This is a genomic window from Caballeronia jiangsuensis (assembly GCF_046030135.1).
GTDB classification, from domain to species: domain Bacteria; phylum Pseudomonadota; class Gammaproteobacteria; order Burkholderiales; family Burkholderiaceae; genus Caballeronia; species Caballeronia jiangsuensis.
The window spans coordinates 1-2,347 of sequence record NZ_JAQQDB010000090.1 but is presented as its reverse complement, the minus strand read 5'-3'; the positions used below and the strand labels follow the sequence as shown (position 1 = coordinate 2,347).

Sequence of the window (2,347 nt, the reverse complement as noted above, 5' to 3'; positions counted from 1 at the left end):
CTCGTCGATCGACAGGGGCGCGTCACGCCAGACCACTTGCGCGGGTGTGCTGAGGCCGTCGTGGATGAAGGCCGTGCGCAGGATGTCATGGCGCTTGACGACCTCGCGCAATGCATCGAGCCATGCATCGAGCCGCGTACGGCTATCGAAGGCGATGCGCGCGGTTTGCAGATACGGATCGCCGTCGGTGGTCAGCATGTGATGGAACAGGATGCCTTCCTGCAACGGCGCGAGCGCGTAGATATCCTGCACGTTGGCGAGGCCACCGGGCACCTGAGCGACGATACGATCGATATCCGTCTGCGTGAGCGTGATCAGCGGCAGCATGGCTGGCGTGAGCGCGGTGCAGTCGCGAGTGATCGCATTGGCTGGCACGACGATCTCGGCGGTAACCGCACCGTGTTCGAGCGAAGCCGCGAGCGCACAGAGCACGGGCGTGGCGAACAGATCGCGCACGCTGGCGTGCAGGCCGACGCGACGCATACGCTCGATGAGCGTCACTGCGAGCAGCGAGTGACCGCCGAGCGCGAAGAAGTTGTCCTGCCGACCGACGCGTTCGAGACCGAGCAGTTCGGCCCACAGATCGGCGAGCGCGATTTCGGTCGCACCTTGCGGCGCTTCGAAGGGACGCAGCGCGAAGGCATCGGCTTGCGGATCGGGCAATGCGCGACGATCGAGTTTGCCGTTGGGGGTGAGCGGAAGCGCATCGAGCACGACAAAGGCCGAAGGCACCATGTAGTCGGGCAAGTGCGAGGCGAGGTATTCGCGCAGGGCGCTGACATCGATATCGGATGTCAGCGTGACATAGGCGACGAGTCGCTGATCTTGCGACTCCTCATGCCGCGCACGAGCGATAACCACCGCTTCGCGCACTGCCGGATGATCGGTCAAATGCGCTTCGATCTCACCGAGTTCGATACGGAAGCCGCGAATCTTGACCTGATGATCGTTGCGGCCAAGGAACTCGATGTTTCCGTCGGCGCGATAACGTGCGAGGTCGCCCGTGCGATACATGCGTGCGCCGGGCACGAAGGGACTGGCGACGAACCGTTGTGCGGTAAGCGCCGCGCGCCGAAGATAACCGTCCGCAAGACCCGCACCGCCGATATAAAGCTCGCCGATGACGCCGATCGACACATGGCGCAGGTTTTCATCGAGCACGTATGCGCGCGTATTGGCGAGCGGCTGTCCGATGGGAATCGACGTGCCATAGGAGATGGCATCGTTCAGCGCGTGGGTCAGCACGCCCACGGTTGTTTCCGTCGGCCCATAGTGATTGAGAACGCGCAGGCCGGGCTTGAGCGCCTGCAAGGACATGATCCAGTCCGACCGGGTCGCTTCTCCGCCCAGCACCAGCAGTTGCGCGGGCAATGCAGGCGTATCGAGCGTGACGTCGACGAGTGCGCGCAGATGACCGGGCACGATCTTCAGCACATCGATATTGCGCTGACGCATGTATTGGCCGAAGAGGTAGCCATCGGAGGTCCGCTCGGTCGACAGCACGTGCAGTTCATGGCCCGCCACCAGCGCACCGAACAGGATCGTATGGCCGAGGTCGGTGGCGATGGTCGAAGCCAGGGCCATGCTGCTCTGCGCGCGGACGTTCATTCTCGCGAGCACGCCGCTCAGATAGTTGGCAAGGTTCCGGTGGCTCAGGACGACGCCCTTCGGCTTGCCCGTGGAGCCGGAGGTGTAGATCACATAGGCCGGGTGACGGGAGAGCACGTCGGCGGCGGGATCCGTGTCCGCGCAGGTTTCGATGCGACTCGCTTCGGTGTCGGGACAGACGACGGTCACGTTCCGTGCGATCTCCGAGAAGCGTTCGATAAGCTGTGGTTGAGTAATGAGCAGCGACACTTGCGCATCGTCGAGCATGTACTCGAGCCGCTCGGCGACAGAGGTGGGATCGAGCGGCACGTATGCGCCGCCTGCTTTAAGTATCGCCATCAACGCGACGACCATGCCGATGCCGCGCTCCATGCACAGCGCCACGCGGTCTTCAGGATGCACACCCAGTGCGATCAGATGATGCGCAAGCTGGTTTGAACGCGCATTGAGTTGCGCGTAGGTCAGCGATTCATCTTCAAATACGAGCGCGATGGCATCAGGCGTGCGTCGAACCTGTTGCTCGAAGAGCTGATGAATGCACACGTGTTCGGGATAGGCGGCAGCGGTGTCGTTCCAACCTTCGAGCAATGTGTGCTCTTCGGGCAACACGAGTTCGAGCGCATGCAGCGGCGCATCGGGCTGATCGAGCGCTTGTTGAAGCAATCGCGTGAAGCGTTCACCCAGCCGTGCAATGGTGACTTCATCGAACAGATCGGTCGCGTAGCTGAGCGTGCCTGCA

The 2,347-nt window shown here is 62.6% G+C and carries 1 protein-coding gene; it reads right to left on the bottom strand.

Annotated elements, in window-relative coordinates; genetic code table 11:
- The coding region (locus PQR08_RS38425) for a non-ribosomal peptide synthetase (RefSeq protein WP_408164443.1) at positions 1-2,347 on the bottom strand (2,347 nt) is incomplete at both ends.